This is a genomic window from Streptomyces sp. NBC_00341, assembly GCF_041435055.1.
In the GTDB taxonomy this organism is placed as follows: domain Bacteria; phylum Actinomycetota; class Actinomycetes; order Streptomycetales; family Streptomycetaceae; genus Streptomyces.
The window spans coordinates 977,170-997,264 of sequence record NZ_CP108002.1 but is presented as its reverse complement, the minus strand read 5'-3'; the positions used below and the strand labels follow the sequence as shown (position 1 = coordinate 997,264).

The 20,095-nt window shown below is 71.4% G+C and carries 22 protein-coding genes; 15 read left to right on the top strand and 7 right to left on the bottom strand.

All coding sequences use genetic code 11. The features are described 5' to 3' along the window. Positions 1-85: 85 nt before the first annotated feature. The 7 genes from OG892_RS04435 to OG892_RS04405 all read left to right on the top strand — a co-directional run bounded on the left by OG892_RS04435 (position 86) and on the right by OG892_RS04405 (position 6,191). Positions 86-973: a HipA family kinase gene (locus OG892_RS04435; protein WP_073736286.1), complete on the top strand. Its 888-nt coding sequence runs from the start codon at positions 86-88 to the stop codon at positions 971-973. After that, positions 970-1,353 carry a DUF3037 domain-containing protein gene (locus OG892_RS04430; RefSeq protein ID WP_371628502.1) on the top strand — a complete coding sequence of 128 codons (384 nt, stop codon included), beginning with the start codon at positions 970-972 and terminating at the stop codon, positions 1,351-1,353. The genes OG892_RS04435 and OG892_RS04430 overlap by 4 nt, the downstream gene beginning before the upstream one ends. A gap of 172 nt (positions 1,354-1,525) precedes the next feature. Next, on the top strand, positions 1,526-2,287 hold the full coding sequence (gene fabG / locus OG892_RS04425) for a 3-oxoacyl-ACP reductase FabG (protein WP_073736284.1): 762 nt from the start codon (positions 1,526-1,528) through the stop codon (positions 2,285-2,287). 20 nt (positions 2,288-2,307) lie between these two features. Beyond that, on the top strand, positions 2,308-3,063 hold the full coding sequence (locus tag OG892_RS04420; protein ID WP_073736283.1) for an SDR family oxidoreductase: 756 nt from the start codon (positions 2,308-2,310) through the stop codon (positions 3,061-3,063). 118 nt (positions 3,064-3,181) lie between these two features. Next, a complete protein-coding gene (locus tag OG892_RS04415) occupies positions 3,182-4,762 on the top strand; it encodes an ABC transporter substrate-binding protein (RefSeq protein ID WP_073736282.1) in 1,581 nt (526 codons plus the stop codon). 119 nt (positions 4,763-4,881) lie between these two features. Beyond that, positions 4,882-5,565: a uracil-DNA glycosylase gene (locus OG892_RS04410; protein ID WP_073736281.1), complete on the top strand. Its 684-nt coding sequence runs from the start codon at positions 4,882-4,884 to the stop codon at positions 5,563-5,565. Positions 5,566-5,705: 140 nt separating this feature from the next. After that, the gene (locus OG892_RS04405) at positions 5,706-6,191 is read left to right on the top strand and encodes a hypothetical protein (RefSeq protein ID WP_073736280.1); all 486 of its coding nucleotides are present in this window, start codon (positions 5,706-5,708) and stop codon (positions 6,189-6,191) included. 42 nt (positions 6,192-6,233) lie between these two features. On the opposite strand, the gene OG892_RS04400 is transcribed toward OG892_RS04405, so the two are convergent. Next, a complete protein-coding gene (locus tag OG892_RS04400) occupies positions 6,234-6,701 on the bottom strand; it encodes a hypothetical protein (RefSeq protein WP_328867855.1) in 468 nt (155 codons plus the stop codon). Positions 6,702-6,849: 148 nt separating this feature from the next. Then, positions 6,850-7,482, bottom strand: a complete 633-nt coding sequence (locus OG892_RS04395) for a TetR family transcriptional regulator (RefSeq protein WP_328867856.1) — start codon at positions 7,480-7,482, stop codon at positions 6,850-6,852. A 93-nt stretch (positions 7,483-7,575) separates the two neighbouring features. Between OG892_RS04395 and OG892_RS04390 the strand changes: the two genes are divergently transcribed. From OG892_RS04390 to OG892_RS04380, 3 genes are all read left to right on the top strand, one after another. Next, positions 7,576-8,826 carry an FAD-dependent oxidoreductase gene (locus tag OG892_RS04390; RefSeq protein ID WP_371628501.1) on the top strand — a complete coding sequence of 417 codons (1,251 nt, stop codon included), beginning with the start codon at positions 7,576-7,578 and terminating at the stop codon, positions 8,824-8,826. Between the two features lie 19 nt (positions 8,827-8,845). Continuing rightward, positions 8,846-9,745: a Gfo/Idh/MocA family protein gene (locus OG892_RS04385; RefSeq protein WP_073736276.1), complete on the top strand. Its 900-nt coding sequence runs from the start codon at positions 8,846-8,848 to the stop codon at positions 9,743-9,745. A 108-nt stretch (positions 9,746-9,853) separates the two neighbouring features. Continuing rightward, the gene (locus OG892_RS04380) at positions 9,854-10,213 is read left to right on the top strand and encodes a hypothetical protein (protein ID WP_371628500.1); all 360 of its coding nucleotides are present in this window, start codon (positions 9,854-9,856) and stop codon (positions 10,211-10,213) included. 18 nt (positions 10,214-10,231) lie between these two features. Here OG892_RS04380 and lnt read toward each other — a convergent pair whose 3' ends face one another. The 3 genes from lnt to OG892_RS04365 all read right to left on the bottom strand — a co-directional run bounded on the left by lnt (position 10,232) and on the right by OG892_RS04365 (position 13,479). Further along, entirely contained in the window at positions 10,232-11,860 is a 1,629-nt protein-coding gene (lnt, locus tag OG892_RS04375; RefSeq protein ID WP_371628499.1) for an apolipoprotein N-acyltransferase, read from the bottom strand. A 135-nt stretch (positions 11,861-11,995) separates the two neighbouring features. After that, complete coding sequence (locus tag OG892_RS04370) at positions 11,996-12,499, bottom strand: nuclear transport factor 2 family protein (RefSeq protein WP_073736273.1); 504 nt, start codon at positions 12,497-12,499, stop codon at positions 11,996-11,998. Positions 12,500-12,612: 113 nt separating this feature from the next. Then, positions 12,613-13,479, bottom strand: a complete 867-nt coding sequence (locus tag OG892_RS04365) for a universal stress protein (protein ID WP_371628498.1) — start codon at positions 13,477-13,479, stop codon at positions 12,613-12,615. A gap of 220 nt (positions 13,480-13,699) precedes the next feature. On the opposite strand from OG892_RS04365, the gene OG892_RS04360 reads away from it, so the two are divergent. Beyond that, positions 13,700-14,077, top strand: coding sequence for a hypothetical protein (locus tag OG892_RS04360; protein WP_073736331.1), 378 nt, complete (start codon positions 13,700-13,702; stop codon positions 14,075-14,077). Between the two features lie 170 nt (positions 14,078-14,247). Here the strand turns inward: OG892_RS04360 and OG892_RS04355 are convergent, their stop codons facing one another. Further along, positions 14,248-14,796, bottom strand: coding sequence for an NIPSNAP family protein (locus OG892_RS04355; protein ID WP_371628497.1), 549 nt, complete (start codon positions 14,794-14,796; stop codon positions 14,248-14,250). Then, positions 14,793-15,260: a hypothetical protein gene (locus tag OG892_RS04350; RefSeq protein ID WP_073736270.1), complete on the bottom strand. Its 468-nt coding sequence runs from the start codon at positions 15,258-15,260 to the stop codon at positions 14,793-14,795. The genes OG892_RS04355 and OG892_RS04350 overlap by 4 nt, the downstream gene beginning before the upstream one ends. Positions 15,261-15,316: 56 nt before the next feature. Between OG892_RS04350 and OG892_RS04345 the strand changes: the two genes are divergently transcribed. The 4 genes from OG892_RS04345 (at position 15,317) to OG892_RS04330 (ending at position 19,829) form a co-directional block, all read left to right on the top strand. Then, a complete protein-coding gene (locus OG892_RS04345) occupies positions 15,317-16,246 on the top strand; it encodes a YafY family protein (RefSeq protein WP_073736269.1) in 930 nt (309 codons plus the stop codon). A gap of 274 nt (positions 16,247-16,520) precedes the next feature. Then, a complete protein-coding gene (locus OG892_RS04340; protein WP_073736268.1) occupies positions 16,521-17,189 on the top strand; it encodes a hypothetical protein in 669 nt (222 codons plus the stop codon). A gap of 46 nt (positions 17,190-17,235) precedes the next feature. Then, entirely contained in the window at positions 17,236-17,853 is a 618-nt protein-coding gene (locus OG892_RS04335; RefSeq protein WP_371628496.1) for a class F sortase, read from the top strand. 662 nt (positions 17,854-18,515) lie between these two features. Beyond that, complete coding sequence (locus OG892_RS04330) at positions 18,516-19,829, top strand: NtaA/DmoA family FMN-dependent monooxygenase (protein WP_073736266.1); 1,314 nt, start codon at positions 18,516-18,518, stop codon at positions 19,827-19,829. The last annotated feature ends 266 nt before the right edge of the window (positions 19,830-20,095 follow it).

Genomic DNA, 20,095 nt, shown 5'->3' with positions numbered 1-20,095 from the left:
CGCCGTCGACCGGCGATTCCCGCCTCTGCGCCTCGCAGCGGCCCTCCGTTGATTGTAAGGCTGAAGAGATGGGTGGCCTGGGAAAGTGTTGCAAGAAGTCGTAGCGACCCGCTATGTCACGCCCCTGCGTGAGGGCGGCTCGCTTCCGGGGATCGTCGAGGCCGACGACCTGGGCACGTACGTCATGAAGTTCACCGGGGCCGGGCAGGGGCGCAAGACGCTGGTCGCCGAAGTGATCTGCGGACAGCTCGGCCGCCGGCTCGGGCTGCGCGTACCCGATCTGGTGCAGATGCAGCTGGACCCGGTCATCGGTCTCGCCGAGCCCGACCAGGAGGTCCAGGAGCTCCTGAAGGCGAGCGGCGGCCTCAACCTCGGGATGGACTTCCTGCCCGGTTCCCTCGGGTTCGACGCGCTCGCCTACCAGGTGGATCCGCGCGAGGCGGGGCGCGTCGTCTGGTTCGACGCGCTGATCAACAACGTCGACCGGTCCTGGCGCAATCCGAACATGCTGATCTGGCACGGTGACCTCTGGCTCATCGACCACGGCGCCACCATGATCTGGCACCACAACTGGCCGGGCGCCCAGGCCTCCGCCGCCAAGGCCTACAACGCCTCGGACCACGCGCTGGCCCCCTTCGCCCCGGACGTCGCCGCGGCCGCCGCCGAACTCGCCCCGCTGGTCACGGAGGAACTGCTCACCGAGGTAGCCGCCGACGTGCCCGACGAGTGGCTGGTGGACGAGCCCGGGTTCGACTCGACCGATCAGCTCCGGCGCGCCTATGTGGAGGCGCTGCTCCCGAGGGCGGCGACCATCCACGAGCGGATCACCCTGGACGCGCCCACCGCCGACAAGCCGTCCCGGGCCCCGGGCTGGCTCAGCGACCGCCTCGCCCCGAGGCGCGACGCCGAGAGCGTCAAGAACACCAAGAACATCAAGAACCCCAAGAACAGCGACGAGAGCGGCCGGCCGTGACTGAGCGTGTTGTCTTCGAGTACGCCCTGCTGCGCGTGGTGCCGAGGGTCCAGCGCGGCGAGTTCTTCAACGCCGGCGTGGTCGTCTACTGCCGGGCGAAGGGGTTCGTCGCCGCCCGCACCGAACTCGACGAGGTGAAGCTCAAGGCGCTGGACCCCGACGCCGACGTCACCGGCGTGCGGGCCGCGCTGCACGGCGTCGAGGGCATCTGCAGGGGCGGTACGGAGGCGGGCCAGGCGGCGGGCGACGACGCCGGGCGGCGCTTCCGCTGGCTGATCGCCCCGCGCTCGACCGTCATCCAGTCGAGCCCCGTGCACAGCGGTCTCACCACGGACCCCGCCGCAGAGGTGGAGCGGCTGCTCGACCTTCTGGTGCGCTGATCCCGGTGTGACATGCGCCGCTGCGTCCGTGGGCCGTTGACACCGGGTGCCAGGCCTTCTAGCGTCTCGACCGGAGAAGGTACTAAGCGGTTGCTCAGTTATCGGGAATCATTTCGCAGGGAATGCGCCTGACGTCCGCTGAGCCGCGATCCAAGGGCGAGGAGAACCAAGCATGTCCACCACCGAGCAGCGCGTAGCCATCGTGACGGGAGCGGCACGGGGCATCGGTGCCGCCACCGCGGTACGCCTGGCGGCCGAGGGCCGCGCCGTCGCCGTACTCGACCTGGACGAGGCGGCCTGCAAGGACACCGTCGAGAAGATCACCGCCGCCGGGGGCCGGGCCCTCGCCGTCGGCTGCGACGTGTCGGACAGCGCCCAGGTGGAAGCCGCCGTCGCGCGGGTCGCCGCCGAGCTCGGCGCCCCGACGATCCTCGTCAACAACGCGGGCGTGCTCCGTGACAACCTGCTCTTCAAGATGAGCGAGTCCGACTGGGACACCGTGATGAACGTGCACCTCAAGGGCGCGTTCCTGATGGCCAAGGCCGTCCAGAAGCACATGGTGGACCAGAAGTTCGGCCGGATCGTGTCGCTGTCCTCCTCGTCGGCGCTGGGCAACCGCGGCCAGGCCAACTACGCCGCGGTCAAGGCGGGCCTGCAGGGCTTCACCAAGACGCTGGCCAAGGAGCTCGGCAAGTTCGGTATCACCGCCAACGCCGTCGCCCCCGGTTTCATCGTCACCGAGATGACCGCGCAGACGGCGGCCCGGGTCGGCATGGGCTTCGAGGAGTTCCAGGCCGCGGCCGCAACCCAGATCCCGGTGCAGCGCGTCGGCTTCCCCGAGGACATCGCCAACGCCATCGCCTTCTTCTCCGGCGACGACGCGGGCTTCGTCTCCGGCCAGGTCATGTACGTCGCCGGCGGACCGCTCAACTGACCCGAAGGGCTGCGGACATCATGACTGTGCAGGACAGTGGGAAGGTCGCGCTGATCACCGGCGCGAGCCGGGGCATCGGCTACGGCATCGCCCAGGCGCTCGTGGCCAGAGGCGACCGGGTGTGCATCACCGGGCGCGGCGAGGACGCGCTGAAGGAGGCCGTCGAGACGCTCGGCTCCGACCGCGTCATCGCCGTGCCGGGCAAGGCGCACGACGAGGCGCACCAGGCGGTGGCCGTCGAGCGCACCATGGAGGCGTTCGGCCGGGTGGACTTCCTGGTCAACAACGCCGGTACGAACCCGGTCTTCGGCCCGATCGCCGAGCTCGACCTCAACGTCGCCCGCAAGGTCTTCGAGACGAACGTGGTCTCGGCGCTCGGCTTCGCGCAGCAGACCTGGAAGGCGTGGCAGAAGGAGAACGGCGGCGCGATCGTCAACATCGCCTCCGTGGCGGGCGTCTCCGCCTCGCCCTTCATCGGCGCGTACGGCATGAGCAAGGCCGCGATGATCAACCTGACCCTTCAGCTGGCGCACGAGTTCGCGCCCGTCGTGCGGGTCAACTCGATCGCCCCCGCGGTGGTGAAGACCAGGTTCGCCCAGGCGTTGTACGAGGGCCGCGAGGCGGAGGCGGCAGCGGCCTACCCGCTGGGGCGGCTCGGTGTTCCCGAGGACATCGGTGGCGCGGCGGCCTTCCTCACGTCGGACCAGTCCGACTGGATCACCGGACAGACCCTGGTGGTCGACGGCGGGATCTTCCTGAACGCGGGTGTTGGCTGAGAACGGCCTGAGCGGGTTTGGCCCTGATTGACTCAAGTGCCCCGTCGGGCCTACGGATTGACCCGGCGGGGCGCTGCGGTATGGTCTGCCGACCCATGGCTGATCGAGGAGCGTGCACGTGTTCTACCGGGCCAGTCTGCAGGTCGCTGCAGCCCTTGCTTCCCTGTCTCTGCTGGCCGGCTGCGGTCTGTTGTCCGACAGCGGTTCGGACGTGGAGCAGAAGCTAGCTGTCGGGACGACCAGCCAACCCTCCACCCTCGACCCGGCGGCGGCGTGGGACGGCTCCTGGGAGCTGATGCGCAACGTGTTCCAGACCCTGGTCAGCTTCCCCACCGGAAGTACGAGCCCGGAGCCGGACGCCGCGGACCACTGCAAGTTCACCGACACCACCAGTACCGCGTACCGCTGCACGCTCCGCGAGGGTCTGAAGTTCTCCAACGGGGAGAAGCTCGACGCCGAGGCCGTGAAGTACTCCATCGACCGGATCAGGACGATCGCGGTGAAGGGCGGACCGGTCGGCATGCTCGGCTCGCTGGACCGGGTGGAGACCAAGGGTGACTCCGAGGTCGTCTTCCATCTGACCAAGCCGGACGCCACCTTCCCGTTCATCCTGGCCACGCCCGCCATGTCGCTGGTCGCGCCGAGCGAGTACTCGGCGCACAAGATCCGCGACGACGGCAAGGTCACCGGGTCCGGGCCGTACCTGCTGGACGCGTACAAGCAGGGTGACCGCTCCGAACTGGTCAGGAACCCCGACTACAAGGGCTTCGCGGACCGCAAGAACGACGCCGTGACCATCCGGTACTTCAAGGAGTCCGGCGCCATGGTGAAGGCGCTCAAGAAGAACGAGATCGACGCCACCTACCGAGGGCTGTCCGCGGAGGAGGTGGTCAGTCTGGAGGACAACCAGGACAAGAACAGCGACCTCCAGCTCGTCGAGACGGTCGGCGCCGACATCCGCTTCCTGGTCTTCAACCCCAAGGACCCGGCCGCCGGGAAGCCGGCGGTGCGGCGGGCGATCGCCCAGCTGGTGGACCGGGACGCGCTGGTGGCCAAGGTCTACCAGGGCACCGCGGAACCGCTCTACTCCATGGTGCCCAAGGGCATCGCGGGCCACACGACCAGCTTCTTCGACACCTTCGGCGACCCGGACAAGAAGAAGGCCAAGAAGATCCTCACGGACGCCGGCATCACCGAGCCCGTGGCGATGACCTTCTGGTTCACCACCGACCGGTACGGATCCTCGACGGGCCCCGAGTTCGACGAGCTCAAGCGTCAGCTGGAGGCCTCCGGCCTCTTCAGGATCACACTGAAGAGCCGGCCCTGGAACACGTTCCAGGAGGGTTTCACCAAGGGCGAGTACCCCGTCTTCGGCCGGGGCTGGTTCCCGGACTTCCCGGACCCGGACAACTTCATCGCCCCCTTCGTGGGCAAGGACAGCATCACGGGCATGCCGTACGCGAAGGACGAGATCACCAAGCAGGTGCTGCCCCAGACCCGCAAGGAGAGCGACAGGGGCGCGGTCAGCCAGCAGTTCGAGGTGGCCCAGAAGGCCCTCGTCGACGACGTCCGGCTGCTGCCGCTGTGGCAGGGCAAGCTGTACGTGGCGGCCGGCGAGGACATCGGCGGCGGCGAACGGGCCCTGGACCCGCAGACGGTCATGCAGATGTGGGAGCTGTACCGCAAGGCCAGCTGGTAGCCCGGCGGGGCGCTCGCGGCCCCTTCGAGGAGCGCGGCCGGGAGGCTCCCGGCCGCGTTGTCAGTGGTCGCCGGTAAGTTCTGGCATCAAGAACTGATTGCTTACCGGAGGTTGTTGACGTGACCGACACCGACCAGCTGCCCGAGTCCTGGCGCGGCGTCCTCGGCGAAGAGCTGCAGAAGCCGTACTTCAAGGAGCTCACCGAGTTCGTCGAGGAGGAGCGGGCCGCAGGACCGGTCTACCCGCCCCGGGGGCAGGTGTTCGCCGCGCTCGACGCGACCCCCTACGACAAGGTGAAGGTCCTGGTCCTCGGGCAGGACCCGTACCACGGCGAGGGCCAGGGGCACGGGCTGTGCTTCTCCGTGCGCCCCGGTGTGAGGACCCCGCCGTCGCTGCGGAACATCTACAAGGAGATGAAGGAGGAGCTCGGCCTGCCGGTCCCGGACAACGGGTATCTGATGCCGTGGGCCGAACAGGGCGTGCTGCTCCTCAACGCCGTGCTGACCGTGCGCGCGGGCGAGGCCAATTCGCACAAGGGCAAGGGCTGGGAGAAGGTCACGGACGCGGTGATCCGGGCGGTCGCGTCCCGGCCCGACCCGGCGGTCTTCGTGCTCTGGGGCAACTACGCGCAGAAGAAGCTCCCGCTGATCGACGAGGAGCGCCATGTGGTGGTGAAGGGCGCACACCCCTCGCCGCTCTCGGCCAAGAAGTTCTTCGGGTCCCGCCCGTTCAGCCAGATCAACGAGGCCGTCGCCGCGCAGGGGCACCAGCCCATCGACTGGCGCATCCCCGACCTGGGCTGATGGCGCGCCGGAGCCTGGGTGCGATTGTGCGCCGCTGCGGTTAGCGTCGAACCGGCCGGAACCATCCGGAACGGCCTGAAACCGTACGGAACCTCATGGATCCGGCCGGGAGCAGGCGGACGGGTACGAGGGAGACCGCAGTGACGGAGCAGCAGGAGGCGTCGCAGGACGTCGTCATGACCAGAATCGGCCAGGCGGTCATGCTGCTGCACGGCGGTGACCGCGAGGAGGCGCGCAACCGCTTCGGCCTCCTCTGGGCGGAGATCGGTGCGGACGGCGACGCCCTGCACCGGTGCACCCTCGCGCACTACATGGCGGATACCCAGGACGACCCCGCTGACGAGCTGGACTGGGACCTGCGGGCGCTGTCCGCCGCGCAGGTGCTGACCGACGAGCGCGTCGCGGAACACCGCGACGCGCTCGCGGTGCGCGCCTTCTACCCGTCGCTGCACCTCAACCTGGCGGCGGACTACGTGAAGCTCCGGCGCCGGGCGGCGGCCCGGATCCATCTCGACCGGGCCCGGGACGCCTCAGGGGTGCTCGCGGAGGACGGGGCCGACGACGGCTACGGGGGCGGGGTCCGGGCGGCCATCGGGCGGCTGGAGCTGCGACTGCGGGAGCTCTGAGGGGGCGCGGCCTGACCGGGCGCTCCGGACCGGCCCGCCCGGTCAGTGCCCGTAGGTGCGGTCGCAGATCCGTGACTGCGGACTGCCGGCCGGCCAGTGCCCGTATCCCCGTCCGAGCGCGCAGACGTCCGTCCCGGTGACCGGAGCCGGCAGGGCCGGTGCGGGAGGCGCGGGCACGGCCCTGCGCGGCGGCCGGGGGTGCGCCGGGCCGGGGACGTGCCGTGGTTGCGGGACGCGGGGCGCGGCACGGGGGCCGGTGTGACGCGCGGCCGGCGGGGCGGCCGACGCCCGGCCGGCGGTTGCGGTGGCGGTGGGCGGTTTCGGGTCCGGGAGGGCTTCCAGGACGTCGCGGACCGGGGGCCGGCCGATCTGTGGGGCCAGATCCTGGGCGGCCGGGCGGGGCGAAGGGATCGGCGGGGCGCTCGGCCGCGGCTGCACGGACACGCACCCGGACAGGGCCGTGACCGCCACGGCGACCAGAAGCTTCACGGTGGTACTGGTTCGATGCACCTGATCAACTCTGCGGTGCGGACCGGCCGTCGAGTGAGCCGGAACCCCGTATTGATCCGCACGAGTGACCCCGGTCAGCGCGGCGCCCCGCGTGTCGCACCCTGATCCGGACGAAAGGCCCTGCGGCCCGGTGGGCGGCGCCCGTGCGTCAGTGTCCGAGCATCCCGCGCAACAGCTCGCGGAAGCCGGTGCGCAGCTCCGCCTCCGAGGGCACGGAACGGCTGTAGGAGCCGGCCGCGCACGAGAACATCAGCCCTTCGCACCAGGCGACCAGGGACAGGGCGTGCCGTTCGGGCTCGGGTGACCCGGCCGCCGCCATCAGTGCGACCAGCGGTTCGCGGAACTGTCGGCCCGTCGCGTCGAAGAACGCCCGCAGCTCCGGGCGGCGCGTGGCCTCCAGGGCGAGTTCGTACCGGCAGACGAGCAGTTCGGGGTGGCGGGTCAGGTAGCGGTGCAGGGCCAGCGCCAGACCGGCGATCAGCGCGTCCTGGCCGGCCGGTGCGGAGAGGTCGGGTGCCGTGCCGGGGGACGCGGACGGGCCGGGTGCCGGGAGTTCGCCCGGTGCCAGTACGCGGACCTCCCGTTCCGCCAGGCGGCGCACTGTCGCCTCCAGCAGGGACTGCCGGGTGCGGGCGTAGTTGGACGTCGAGCCCTGGGGGAGTCCGGCCCGTTCGTCCACCGCCCGGTGCGTCAGCCCGCGCATGCCGCGTTCGGCCAGCAGGTCGAGCGCGGCGTCGGTGATCAGATCGGCACGGGCGGAGCCGGTGGTGCGTGGGGCCATGGGATCAACCTACCGCCGCGACTACAGGTGTAGTACGTTGGAGTTGTTGTTACTACAGCTGTAGTTTCCGGGTACCGGGATCGAGGAGGAGCCATGCGCGCACCCCGTGCGGTCGTCATCGGCAGCGGAATCGGTGGACTCACGACGGCGGTGGCCCTGCACCGGTCGGGATGGCACGTCACCGTGGTGGAACGGTCCGCGTCGCTGGAACCCGTCGGCGCCGGCATCAGCCTCGCCCCCAACGCCCAGCGCGCCCTGGACGTCATCGGGCTCGGCGACGAGATCAGGTCCCTGGCCGCCTGGCAGGGCGAGGGCGGTATGCGCTCACCGGACGGCCGCTGGCTCGCCAGGACCGACAGCACCGCCGCGGCCGAGCGGTTCGGCGGTCCGCTCGTCCTGCTGCACCGGGCCACCCTGGTCGACCGCCTCGCCGCCGCGCTCCCCGCGTCCGCCGTCCGCACCGGCTGCCCGGCCCGCCTCGTGGACCCGGGCACCGCGGGCGGCCGGCCCGCCGTGATCGGCACCCCGGACGGGACCGTCGAGGCCGAGCTCGTGATCGGCGCCGACGGTATCCACTCGGCCGTACGGGACGCCCTCTTCCCGGACCACCCCGGCCCGTCGTACGCGGGCTTCACCACCTGGCGTGTCCTGGTCCCCGCGCCCGCGGAGCCCTTCGCCCCGCACGAGACCTGGGGACGCGGCGCGCTCTGGGGCACCCAGCCGTTCAAGGACGGCCGGGCCTACGCGTACGCGGCTGCGGTCGCCCCGGCGGGTGCGCGGGCCGCCGACGACGAGCGGGCCGAACTGCTGCGCAGGTTCGGTGACTGGCACCGCCCGATACCCGGGATCATCGAAGCCGTCGCACCCGGAAGCGTCCTGCGCAACGATGTCCACCAGATGACAGAGCCGCTGCCCGCCTTCCACCGGGGCCGCACGGTGCTCGTCGGGGACGCCGCCCACGCCATGGCCCCCACCCTGGGCCAGGGCGGCAACCAGGCCATCGAGGACGCCGTCGTGCTCGCCCACCACGTCGCACCGGGCACGGACCTGGGTGCGGGCCTCGCCGCGTACACCGCCGAGCGGCTGCCCCGGACCACCGCCATCGTGCGCAAGGCGGCACAGGTCTCGCGGCTGATGCGCCTGTCCGGGCCCGTCTCCGTCGCGCTTCGCGACTTCACGATGTCCACGGTCTCCCGGCTCGGACCGGGTCTCGTCCTGCGCACGTTCGACGGCATCGCCGACTGGCGCCCGCCGCAGCCCACGTATGCTGCCGGAACGAACGACGCGCCGGTCGTACAAACGCGGCGGACCACCACGGACGAGAACCGCGACGCACGGCGCTGAACAGCGAGAGGGAAACCCTGTGAAGGTCGGCTGCATCGGGCTCGGAGACATCGCGCAGAAGGCGTACCTGCCGGTACTCAGCACCCTGCCGGGGGTCGAACTGCATCTGCAGACCCGCACCCCCGCCACCCTGGCCGCCGTCGCGGAGACCCACCGGATCCCCGCCGCGCAGTGCCACACGGACCTCGGCTCGCTGCTCGACCAGGGACTGGACGCGGCGTTCGTGCACGCCCCGACCGCAGCGCATCCGGAGATCGCCGGCCGGCTGATCGAGGCGGGCGTCCCCACCTACGTCGACAAGCCGCTCGCCTACGGGCTCGCGGAGTCCGAGCGGCTGGTGGAGCTGGCGGAGGCCAGAGGAGTCGGCCTCGCCGTCGGATTCAACCGCCGCCTGGCGCCCGGCTACGCCCAGTGCGCCGAGCACCCGCGCGAGCTGATCCTGATGCAGAAGAACCGGGTCGGGCTGCCGGAGGACCCCCGGACCATGGTGTTCGACGACTTCATCCACGTCGTCGACACCCTGCGTTTCCTGATCCCGGGCCCGGTCGAGCACACCGTCGTACGGGCCAGGATCCGCGACGGCCTGATGCACCACGTCGTGCTCCAGCTGTCCGGCGACGGTTTCACCGCCATCGGGGCGATGAACCGCCTCAGCGGCTCGACCGAGGAACGCCTCGAGGTATCCGGACAGGACTCCAAGCGCGAGGTCGTCAACCTCGCAGAGGTGATTGACCACAAGGGCCAGCCGAGCATGCGGCGGCGCGGCGACTGGGTGCCGGTGGCCCGCCAGCGCGGCATCGAGCAGAGCGTGCTGACGTTCCTGGACGCCGTGCGGGACGGACGGACGCCGAGCGCCCGGGACGCCCTGGAGACGCACGAACTGTGCGAGCGCGTCCTGCGTGACCTCGACTGCGCGTAGGGCTCCGCGCGGGAAGCTCGCGGGGCCGCCCGCCGGTCCTGCGGATGCGTGCGGACCGGGGGCCATGCAGGCTGACGAGATGGACCCCCGGCCCGTGGAGGTGACCTCGTGAGACCCCGCCACGAGCCCCAGGGCTGGAGCGCGCTCCAGCCCCCGCCCGGCTACTACTCGGCGGACGGCCGCCCGCCCGACGCCACGCGGCGCGCACTGATCCTCGACTGGGCGGTCAGCCAGCGGATCGCGAGCGGCTGGCGTGTGGAGTCCCGCTCCGAGACCCAGGTCGTCATGGTCAGGGGCCGCCCCCTGAACCATGTGCTGCACGCCGTCCTGACGGTCTTCAGCTGTTTCCTGTGGAGCATGGCGTGGCTGGTGCTCGGCCTCACCAACAAGGCCGAACGGATCGCGCTCACCGTCGACGCGATGGGCGACATCGTCGCCGTGAACGGTCCGGGCCGGAACGCGTTCTGACGCACGCCCGCTCACGCGTCACCGCGCGGACCTGGTCACCGCGCCGGCTCCGTCCGGGGTCCCGCCGCCGGCGGAGGCCGCACCCACCGGCACGGACCTGCCGGGCCTGCCGCGCACCGACCGCACCCCCTCGAACGCACAGAACGCGGCCAGGACCGCCAGCGCGCCGTACAACGGCCAGTCACCCAGCCGGACGTAGAGCGTGGTGCCGCCGGCCATGGGCACGCCGAACACCTCGGCGCCGCTGGTGCCCGTACCGAGCGGCGCCCCGACCCGCTCGCCCTGCGGGCCGTACACCGCGCTGACGCCCGTCAGCGTGGCGTGCACCATCGGGCGGCCGTTCTCGGCGGCCCGCAGCGCCCCGAGCGAGGCGTGCTGGGCGGGTGCCCAGCCGTGCTGGAACGACGACGTGGAGGACTGGGCGACCAGCACCTGCGCACCGTCCCGGGTCAGCTGCCGGCTCATATCGGGAAACGCGGACTCGAAACAGACCAGCGGGCCGATGCGCATCCGGTCCGCACCGGGCAGCGCCATCGTCACCTGCCGGGCGCCGCGCAGCCGGTCCTCGCCCGCGGCCCTGCCCATCGAGGTCGCCCAGCCGAGCGCCGAACGGGCCGGGACGTACTCGCCGAACGGAACCAGCCGCATCTTGTCGTAACGGTCCCCGGTCAGCCCGTGCGGACCCACCAGCACCGCGCTCTTGAAGATGCCGGTCCGGCCGGAGGCGTCGGTCTGCCGTGCGTCCACGTTCACCAGCACGTCCGCGCCCACCAGCCGCGACAGCGCCGCGATCCGGGCCGCGACATCGGGCCGCCGGACCGGATCCACCGCGACACTGCTCTCGCCCCACACGACCAGGTCGAGATCCCGGCCGGCCAGCGAGCGCGTCAGCTCCTCACTGCGGGCGAACCGGCGCTGCACACTGCCGGGCCCCTCGATGACGCCGGGCTGCACGACGGCGATCCGTGCCACCCCCGACCGCTCCGGCCGGGGCGCCCACACCCATACCGTGCCCACCACCACGGCGCCCGCCACGAGCGAGACGACCGCCGCCGTGCGGGCGGCCGAGGCCACCAGCAGCAGCGTGAGCGCGGTGTTCACCGCCACCACCAGCAGGCTCACCAGCCACACCCCGCCCACCGAGGCCAGCCGGAGCGCCGGCGCCACCTGCCACTGGCTCGCCCCCAGCAGCCCCCAGGGGCCGCCGAGCGCCTCCCAGGAGCGGGCCAGCTCGATCATCAGCCAGCCGCACGGCACCACGATCACGGCCGCCACCACCGCCGTACCGGACAGCCGCCCGCCCAGCAGACGGGAGACGAGCAGGCCCCACGGCGCCCACAGCAGACCGAGCAGCGCCGCCAGCACCACGATGAACACATGGAGACTCGGCATCAGCCAGTGGTGCACGGCGAGCATGTATCCGGTGCCGCCGAGCCAACCGTCGACGGCCGCCCGGCGGCCCGTGCCGGCGGACCGGATCAGCAGCAGCAACGGCACCAGCGCCACATAGGCGAACCACCACAGCGCGGGGGCGGGGAACGCCAGCGCGGGCAACGCACCCGCCAGGAGCGCGACGACACCGCGCCACACGGTGGATGCGAGTATCCGTTCGCCCCACTCGCGCCGCTGCCCGGCCCCGGTCCACATGGAGCGCCTCCTCGTCCTGCCCGCATCGTCCTGCCCGCGCCGCCCGGTCCCTCGGGAACCCGGTCTCTCGGTCTCCCGGCGACCCGTCTCCGTGTTCTCCCCCAGTGTGGGGCAGCGGAAGCGGACCGGCGCGGATCAGTCGGCGGCGAGGGCGCCCGTCATGCTCCGCCACTTCTCGTGAACGGTCACGCCCCTGATCCGCCAGCCGCCCTCCGTACGGACCAGCTCGAAGGCGTAGCGCCCGCCGGAGACGAAGTTCGGTGCGGTCGGACGGGCTTCGTCCGTACCGCTCCCGGCGCCTTCGGTGTCGTTGCCGAGCCGCATCGGGTTCATGTAGTCGGCCTGTACCCGGGCGCCGTCACCCGGGTAGCCGCCGAGATCCTGGAGGTCGAGCCGGCGGTTGACGATCAGATGCTGCCGTACGGGAAAGAGCAGCATGGTCTGCGAGAGCCATTGCGCCACCTCGGAGGCGGGCCCTTCGATACCGCCCGCCGTGCGGTAGTCGGCGCGGCCGTCCGGGGCGAACAGTGCCCGGTAGTCAGCCCATTCGCCGTCGTCCACCGCCACCGCGTAGCCGGTGATCACTGCGTCGATGGAGATCCGGTCCATCACGGTCGAGAGATCCACACGCTGCGTCATCGGGTCAGTCTGGGCCCAAGGGCGTCAGGGGCCAAGAGCCGTGCACCGGGCGTGGGCTCCGGCCGGCCGGGAAGAGGCGCCGCCGGGGCCCGACGGGACGCGGGCCGACGGCGTCAGCCGGGGACCACGGCCACCGGGCCCCGCGCATGGGTGAGCGTCGTCTGCGCCACCGGGGAGAGGCCGAGACCGAGCGACTCGCCGCCCCTGCGCCGCCCGATCACCGTCAGGCCCGCGGTCGCCGACGCCGCGACCAGCGTGTGCGACGCGGAGCCGTTGACGGGTTCCATCACGACCTCGACCCGCGGGTAGTCCTCCCGCCGGCCCGCCGTGAGCTCGGCGAGAGTGCGCTCGGCCGAGCCTGCCGCCGCCTCCAGGTCGAAGACGGGGCCGCCGGACAGCATCGAGGAGAACATCATCCAGCCGTGCACGATCCGCAACCGCGCGCCGGGCCGCGAGGCGGCGGCCTCGAAGGCGAACTCCAGCACCGGCTCGGCGCTCTCGTCGGCGGCCACGCCCGCGACGACGTCCTGGAGGCCCTTCGGGTACTCCTCTTCTTCCTCCTCGTCCGGGCGCCCGCCACGGACGACGACCACGGGACACCGGGCCATGGACGCGGTCGCCAGGCTGTTGGACCCCAGCATCAGGGAGCGGAAGCCGCCCAGTCCGCGCGAGCCGACCACCACCATCGACGCGGCCCGGCTCAGCGCGGTCAGTGCCGCCGCCGGGAAGTCCAGCGGCGCGAGCGTCGTGGGGCGCAGCCCGGGTGCGATCTCGTTCACCCGGCGGACCGACTCCGTGAGCAGCTCCTCCGCCTCGCGCCGCTGCGCCTCCTGGCCGGCCCGCCGGGCGGGCTGGAGCGCGTGCACGACCACCAGTCCGAGCCCCCTGCCGCGGGACTCGCGGGCCGCCCAGTCCAGTGCGTCGCGGCCGGTCGAGGAACCGTCGACCCCGGCGATCACGGGATGCTCGGTGCTGGTCATGGCTGGCTCCGGAGTGCGCGGCGGGAGTCCGGTGTCCGGCGCGCGCGCCGGGGACGTACCTCGTACGCTACGGCGCAGGCGGTGAAGGGGCCTCCTGGCACGGTGGGGCGGGGGAGGGCCAGGAGGTGCCACCGGGCGGCGGAGCCGGGCGACGGAGATCACGAATGACATGGACGCTCTTGTCCTCGTCTGCCGTCGCGCCTGCACCTATGCTCACGGGATGGAGCAGAGCGAAGTCGTGAAGCGTGTGATCGGCATCCTCACCGAAGCGGGCGAGATGCGGAGGCTCTTGGAGGAGAGCCCTGACCGCGGTGACCCCAGCAACGACTCGACCGTGGTGACCGCCCTCCTGAACGAGACGATGCCGCGGATCGCGATCCCGGAGGACGCCACCATCGAGGACGTGGTGGGCCTGGTCGGCCGTGAGGTCGGCGGCGCGGTGGAGCAACTGGTCGGAGCGTTCACCCTGGCGTTCGCGATGCTGGCGCAGGTGCACGACTCCGGCCAGACGGAGGTGTCGTCCGCCGACGTGCTGCAGGACCTCGCGCTGAGGGCCGAACAGTTCGGCACCGAGGGGCCGGGAGAGACGGAAGTCTGAAACCTTCCGGCAGTCTCCTGGCCGGGCGGCGTCTTCGTCGGCACCGGTGCCGGGCGGATCGCGTCGAGGGTGGTCGCGGGCGCATCAGCAAGCGATCCGGCGGGCGGGGAGTGGTCTGGCCGCGCTTTTCTGACCCCTCGTCCGACCGCTGACCCCACGAAAGCCCGACGCTAAGGCGTCACGGGTTCCAGCCGCAGCCGTCCGGTCGGCCAGGGCGGTAGCTCGGCCGGGCCGAACCAGACCCGGGCGTCCTCCCCGGTGCGGACGGGCAGACGGGGGAAGTCGTTCTCGGCGTGCTCAGTGCGGTGCAGCGCATGGACCGGATTCAGGTGTCGGGCGGCGTACGCGTCGAAGGCGGCGGCGTCGGTGGGGTGGCAGACTGTCGCGAGCACTTCACCGGCGCCCGGCGGAGGCATGAAGCCCGGACCCCGCAGCAGCAGGACGTTGTCGCTGTCGACCATGGTGGCGTTGGCCGCGTCGCGGTGCTGCCGCCAGACCGGGCCGGTGTAGAACGCCTTCAGAGCGCGTCGACGGTGCGCCATGTCGGGGAACGCGCGCAGCCAGACGAAACGGTCCGGGTCGCCGAGGTCGCGGAAGCGGCCTCCGACGGTGATGCCCACCGCCTGCTGACCGATCACGAACTCGCGCTCGAACAGCTCGATCAGCGTCTCCCGGGCTCCGGAATGCAGGGTGTACTGCCGGAGTTCGACGATGCTCATCCGCCGGCCTGCCCTGTGCGGGTGAGATCCATGGTCCAGTTGAGCTCCCAGGAGCGGCCGTCGTCGGCGGAGAACTCCTGCTCCCAACGGGCAGCGTCCCGGCCGAGGCGGTACCAGACGAAGTGCACGCGGACGGGTCGGCCGTCGTAGGTGTCCTCTCCGTGGAAATCACCGCGGTCACCGGTGAAGCCGCCGGTCAGCGGCGGATACAGTCGGCCCGTCCGGCTGTCGGACCAGTGGAGAGACCATCGCTCCGTCTCCCGGTCGAACAGCCGCAGGGTCAGGCCGTGTTGGCCGGAGGCGGGAAAGGTGATCTCGTCAATGTTGCCGGCGCCCCCGAAGAGCGGCCGGACCACCGCGTGAGCGGGGAACTCCACCCAGGTGCCGGGGTCCGAGCCGAGCGGTGCGGCGAGACGGCGGTTGGCCACGTCCCAGGATCCGTGCAGGAAGTCGAAGTCGTCCATGCGCCGCAGGTTAGGGCCGCTCCACTGACATCCTCTGTCAGTGGATACTGAGCGGCATGCGTGCGAGCCGGCTGGTCACCCTCCTTCTGCTGCTCCAGGACCGGGGCCGGATGACGGCCCGGCAGCTGGCCGGGGAACTGGAGGTCTCCGTACGGACCGTCTACCGCGACGTCGAGGCGCTCGGCGCCGCGGGTATCCCGCTGTACGGTGACGCCGGACATGCGGGCGGCTACCGGCTGGTCGACGGCTACCGGACCCGGCTCACCGGACTGACCGCGGACGAGTCGCAGGCCGCGTTCCTCGCCGCACTCCCCGGCCCCGCCGCCGAGCTCGGCCTCGGCGAGGCGCTCGCCACCGCCCGGCTCAAGCTGCGGGCCGCCCTTCCGGCGGAGCTGCGCGAGCACGCCGAGCGGATCCAGGAGCGCTTCCTGCTCGACGCCCCCGGCTGGTACGGCGACGCCGACCGGACGCCTCACCTGACCGCTGCCGCCGCCGCGGTGTGGGCGCGGCGGGCGGTGGTACTGCGATACCGGCGCTGGCGGGCGCCGGAGGAGATCGAACGGCGGGTGGAGCCGTACGGGCTCGTCCTCAAGGCCGGCCGCTGGTATCTGGTCGCCGACGGACCACCCGGGATCCGCTCCTACCGGATCGATCAGATCCTCGAACTCCGTTCGCTGGAAGAAGAGTTCGTCATCCAGGACGGGTTCGACCTGACCAGGCACTGGAACAGTTATCTGGCCGATTTCCGGGCGCGACTGCACACCGGGGAGGCCGTGCTGCGGCTCACCCCGGAGGGTGCCCGCCGCCTCGGCGTCCCATCCGACGGTGACGGATGGACGGAGGCCCGGGTGCCCATCGAGTCGATCGACCACGCCCATGGGGAGTTCCTGCGGCTGGGCGCCGACGTCGAGGTCGTGGCACCGGCTGAACTCCGCGACCGCATCGCCGAGACGGTACGGACCCTGGCCGCCCGCTACGAAGGGTGACCCCGGGCAGAGGGTCCTCCCGACCGGGCACCGGTGCCTGATGTGCGCGAGCGGGGCCGTCGGGCTGCCCGTCCAGGCCTCACGCACGGTGCGGCCGCCGACAGGAGGCCCGGCATCGCCCGCACGGGGCCCTCTCGATCCGGCCGCTATCGGCTACTCAGGGTATGAGTCGACTTTTTCAGAGTGTTAAGTCATATTTTCGCACTGATTCATGCGATCTCTTAGGCGATCAACCGATCAGTACGACAATCATCCTGCTTTGAAGGAGTTCAGCATGCGTATTTCCGCTTCCGTCCGTACCCGCAGTGTCCGTGCGGGGGGTGCCGCGGTTGCTGCGGTCGCCATCGCCGGAGCGACGCTGGCTGGAGCATCCGCCGCCTACGCCGCCCCCGGCGACAGCGGCAACATCGACGTCCGCTCGGTCGGCTGGAACTCGCGCGGCCACGACGGGGTGGAGGTCTGCAAGTTCGTCCTCAACGCGAGCAACTTCGAGTCGTTCCCGGCGGTTCCCTGGACGATCACCGCGCAGCCCCCGACCGTCCCCCCGGGCGACACCCTGCAGAGCACACTGCCCCTCGTGAACGGCTCGGCCCGCAGCCAGGAGTACCTGCTCCCGGAGGGCACGTACCAGCTGGTGTGGATCGTCCCGGCGGGCCCGAAGCAGAAGAGCTTCCGGGTCGACTGCTCCAAGCCCGCCAACAACGGCGGTCGTGCGGACAGGGACGACCGCGACTCGTCGGCTTCCGGTGCCGAGTCGAACTACGAGAAGCCGTCCGGTGGCGTGCCCGCCGGTGGCGGCGGCGTCCCGGACATGACCAACCTCAGCTCCGACAGCGACTGGAGCGTCGGCACGACCGCCGCCCTGGCCGCCGGGACGGTCGGAGCCGCAGGCCTGATCATGGTCCGCCGATCCGCACGCCGTCGTGCCCGCAACGAGGCGTAGGGCCCGCAGACGACGACGGGGGCCGACCCGTGCATGCCGTCTCACGATGACACTGTGCGTGTTCTCCTCACTGATGGCCGGCATCGTCTGGGCGAGTTCGGACTCGTCCGACGACCCGTCGGTCTCCGCCACCCGCGGCGGCGATGCCGCGGGCGGCGGAGACCTGCCGGCGCAGCGAGCCAAGCAGCTGCCCCTGTCACCCTCGCGACCGGTGAAGATCGCGGTTCCCGGCATCTTCATCGAGGCCCCGGTCATCGGTCTCGGGCTCGACGCCAAGGGCCGTCTCGGCGCCCCGCCGCTGAGCACGCCGAGGGTGGTGGGCTGGTATCGGAACGGCCCGTCACCCGGTGACGCCGGGACCTCCTTGATCGTCGGTCACCGCGACACCGAAACAGGGCCGGCGATCTTCCTCAACCTCAACGCCCTGCACCGGGGCGACAAGGTGAGGGTCTCCAGGGCCGACCGGCGTACCGCGGTCTTCGCCGTCGACGAGGTCAAGACCTATACGAAGGACGATTTCCCGGACGACAAGGTGTACGGCACCACCAACCGCCCGGAGCTCAGACTCATGACGTGCGGCGGGCGCTTCAACAAGAAGAGCGGCTACTCGGCCAACGTGGTCGTCTTCGCCCACCTGACGTCACTGAAGAAGCAGGCGGCCTGAAAGCTGTCAGCAGCACGGGAGCGGCCGGTACCTCGGGGGCGAGGTACCGGCCGTCCGCGTCTCCCCGCGGCGGCGGGCACGCACCGCGGCGTGCCGCTGACCGGCGCCGGGGCGATGAGCTGTCAGGAGATCGCGGCCGTCCGGGGTTCGGATCCGGCCCCGGCCCCAGGCGGAAGGCGCCCGGTGAAGGCGGAGCGGCCGGGTGCTGCGGGGTGTGCAGAGCCGGTCTCGGGCGTTGAGGTCCCGGTCGCCCATGTTGCCGCGGTGCTAAGCACGCGGGCGCTCTATGTCCAGCCCATGACATCTGGAACGAGAACCTTGCCGCGCTGCCCGGCGTCGGCGCATCGTCGCCCTGCGGCATCGATCTCCTGTGCCGCGTCCGAGCCGAGCACGTGTCCGGACTTCATGGCGCACGCCCGATCGAGGAGGGCCCTCCCGATGCCAGCAGTACGCACCGTGAAGGGAGCCGAGCGCAGGAGGCCCGGCTGCCGACCCCGCGGTCGCCTCCGTCGAGCAGGACCGGGGTGTCCGCGCGCTCGGCGCTCGGCCACAAGGTGCGGGCTCGCTGAACAAGCCGCTCAGGCATGTTCCGTAACGCGCCCGGCAGAGCACTGGAGGTCGCACGTACTACCACCCCGGCCCGGCGAGAAGGGAAGAGAGTCATGAGCGCGGTACGGCCCAGAACGCTGAAGACGGTGACCGCGGCCGGCGGTACATCCGAGACGTACGACCTCGCGGTCGACCCGACCCGATCCACGCTGGACACCGCGGTGCGGGTGGCGAAGCTCGCCGAGAAGGCCCGGATCGACGCCCTGTTCACCGCCGATCTGCTCAGCTTCGACGCCCAGGGCGCCATTGGATCGCAGGAGCCACTGGTCTTCGTGTCGGCGCTGAGTCAGGTGACATCACGGATCGGGCTGATCGCCACGGTCTCGACGACGTACCACCACCCTTTCAACCTGGCCCGGCTCTTCGGCACCCTCGACCACGTCAGCAACGGCCGGGCGGCCTGGAACCTGGTGACCTCCTCCGTCGGGGAGGAGAACTTCGGGCCCGGAGAGCTGCCCAGCCCGCAGGAGCGCTACGCGCGAGCCGCGGAGACGCTGGATGTGGTCAATGCGCTGTGGGACAGCTGGGAACCCGGCGCGCTACGGGTCGGTCCGGACGGCCGGGCGGTACTGCATCGTGAGAGGGTGCGTCCCATCCATCACTCGGGCCCCCACTTCACCGTCGCCGGCCCGCTGAACATCCCGCCGCTGCCGCAGCGGCGCCCGGTGCAGATGCAGGCAGGACAGTCCGAGGCGGGGAGGGAACTGGGCGCCCGATACGCCGAGATCGTCTTCACCTCGCTCGCCACGTTCGACGCCGCGGTGGACTTCACCCGGAGGATCCGCGACCGGGCCGCGCAGCTGGGGCGGGCCGGCGGACTGCCTCTGATCTTCAGCTCGTTCCACGCCACGTACGGTGCCACGGAGGAGGAGGCGCGGCGGCTCGTACGGGAGAGGCGCGAGGCGATCGACTTCGAACACGGCCGGGCCCAGGTGGCTGACATGCTCGGCGGCGGGATCGACCTGTCGGACGTGCCGCTCGACTCGAAGCTTCCGGAAAGCCTGCTGCCCGACGTCACTTCGGTGAACCGCCGGCGCGGCCGGGTCGACATCTTCGCCCGCTACGCGCGACAGGGCTACACGCTGAGGGAACTCGTCGTCGCGGCCCAGGACACCGGCCACTGGGCCGTCGCGGGAACCCCCGAGCAACTGGCCGACGCCGTCGAGGAACGGTTCCGGGCGGGTGTCCTCGACGTCATCTCGCTGAACGGCCTCGCGGACCCGAAGCAACACGACTTCGCCGTCAACGGCCTCCTCCACGAACTGCGCCGGCGGAAGATCGTCGCCGACGACTACACCGGCACCACCTTGCGCGAGAACCTCGGGCTCCAGCTGCCGAGCAGTGCCGCCACGCCCGCCCGGCTCTGACCCACGGCGAGCGGGCGGGGGCCGACGTCTGCCGGCCCAGGACGTTGCTCCCGTCCCTCGCGACTCTGACGAACCTGCTGGAGCCTTGCCGACCAGGCTTTCGGGGGCTCCGTCGACGAGTTGGCAAGCGCCACCGGCGCCGGCCGCGAGGTCGAGCGGGTCGAGCCGTTCGGTGGCCGCTGTGCCGCTCGCCTCCCGACATCGGCCGGGCCCGGGTGGCGGTAGTCAGCTCGTGGGCTGACGGTGGTGCAGGGAGCACGTCGCCG